The sequence below is a fragment of the Oleiphilus sp. HI0086 genome, from assembly GCF_001635225.1.
In genome coordinates this window covers 1-2,100 of the sequence record NZ_LWFZ01000756.1, presented here as the reverse complement: position 1 = coordinate 2,100, position 2,100 = coordinate 1, and the positions used below count along the sequence as shown (strand labels likewise).

At 44.3% G+C, this 2,100-nt stretch carries 2 protein-coding genes; both read right to left on the bottom strand.

Annotated features, from left to right (window positions below):
- Positions 1–76: 76 nt before the first annotated feature.
- Positions 77–439, bottom strand: a complete 363-nt coding sequence (locus A3756_RS12950) for a YraN family protein (protein WP_068507997.1) — start codon at positions 437–439, stop codon at positions 77–79.
- Between the two features lie 4 nt (positions 440–443).
- Positions 444–2,100: penicillin-binding protein activator (locus tag A3756_RS12945; protein ID WP_068553644.1), on the bottom strand; the 1,657-nt coding region annotated here is incomplete at its 5' end.

Sequence of the window (2,100 nt, the reverse complement as noted above, 5' to 3'; positions counted from 1 at the left end):
ATAGGTAGTTTGATAGTGGTGATAGTTCGGACATTTCTAGTTAACCGTTTTAGGTGATTTAGGTAATAAACTGAGCTCAATAAGATGCATCGAATGCAGCTTTGTGCCAATGAATTTGCTCGGATAAGCTGTTCTCTTTCTGGCTGATAGATATAACATCAAATCGGCATGGCATATTCCATAGCTTTTTGTGAGAAAGGAATATGCTTGCAGTCTTAATAATCTTCTTTTGCTTGTGTGGGGTCACGGTTTCAGCTGCGATGCCATAGTTATTTCTTGCTCGATATCTGACTTCAATAAAGACTAGGGTATTCTTATCTCCCATAATTAAATCAATCTCACCAAACTTGGACCGATAATTGTTCGTTATGCTTTTCAGTCCTTGGGTGCGAAGGTATTTCTCGGCGATCTGCTCATAAGCAAGTCCTTTGCTAAGCATTTCCTTACTCCTTAATGGTAACTGCCTTTCCTTTTCTAAATTTTGCCCATTCTAATTGGCGATTAATAATGCCCTGCTCATCCATTGATAGCATGCCGGTGTGGCCTTGCATCTGGCTGCCTCGAACTTCGTGCAATAGCTGTAGTCTTGGGGCGATATTATAGCTGTCGGCTCCTAGCGCATAAAAGCGGCTATATTGCTCTGTTGACTCGGGGATAGCATGATTTATCTGGCTTTTGATATCTATTGTACTGCTAAGCATCCAGGGCATTTCGATAAACTCGATACCGTCCAGGTCTCTGTTGTCGTTGTTGTTAGATATGTTATGAATTTGAGAGCTGGCGAATACTGGCAGGTCGGCAGCGTAATGGTAGGCAAAGAGAGGTTTGATTTGACGTGCTATTTCGGGTTTGGCAATCATGACAAGTGCGTCGATATCTTGCCTTCTTCTGGGTAAAAACTCGAGCGCTGTGTTAGTGATTTTTCGAATTTTTCGCTTTCGATTCTGGCTGTCCTCAGTGCCGAGGAGGCGGGCGACGCTCGAAGCGAGAGATTTCTGATTTTTGTAAAATACGCTATCGATAACGACCCCGTCTAATGAAGAGAAGCTTTCTACAAAGCTATCGTATATGCGAAAGCCAAGATTATTCTCTGGCAGTATGATGCCGACCCGTTTCAGTGATTTGTCGTGTAGGCGTGTAGCAAGTTGTCTGGCCTCGGTCTCAGGTGCTAGACCAAGTTGGTATAGCTTATCTGAACCTGCGTTAGTCGCTGGAAGATAGTTTAAGGCGAGAGTTGGCGTGCTAATAATATCTAAGGAGTTCAGCGCTTTAAGAGAAGCTTTGTCTAGAGGGCCGATAATTAGGCTGCCTGTCTCAGGTGCTTGATTGTACAGTGACAAAATGTCTTGCGTTGCTGTGTCGAAAAAACGAACTTGTAGTGGTTCGTGGTTTGGGTTTTGTTTATTGCTGGCATAGTGTTGAGCCATGAAACCGTCACGAATAGCTTTTCCAGCCAATTGAAGTGGCCCGCTTAAGGGCAGGGCAAGTGTTATCGAATCGGGGCGAGTGTTTGGGAGTTGTTTTAGAATGCTTAGCTCGTGAGGCGGATTCAGGCTGGCAGGATGGCTTGGCCACAGCTCGTTCCATGCCTGAAATGCATTATATTGGGCATCCAGGCTGATCTGATTTAGCTGGATTGTTCGAGCTAGATCTAACCACGCTAATGCGTCAGGGTTGTCGCCTGTGTAAATGTATTGGCTTAGGTCGGCTGTTTCAGTTGAGCGGAGTAGGTGCCAGATTTGCTCGTCTGTGTCTTGGTGATGCTCTGGATTAATTAGGCCGCGATGATCGATTAAGGTGATCGCCGCTTCAATAGTTAAATCTGTGATTTCATAAGCTTGAGATAATAAGTGCGAAAGCTCGATTTGCTGGTCGACATTCATGCCAGATAAACCAAGGTTCGGGATTAGCGGCAGTATTTTCTCAATGCGTGCTTTGTTCTTATTGCTTGTCGCTAACTTTAAGGACATTAAAAGATAGTCTTGAGCGTCAGCTTCATTGAGGTGCTCTATTTGAACTGACCCTAGTGCAGCATCGCTCTGTGCGTATAGGTTATTTTCCCAATAAGATTGTGCGGCTTGAAAAAATAGCTTGGATTGT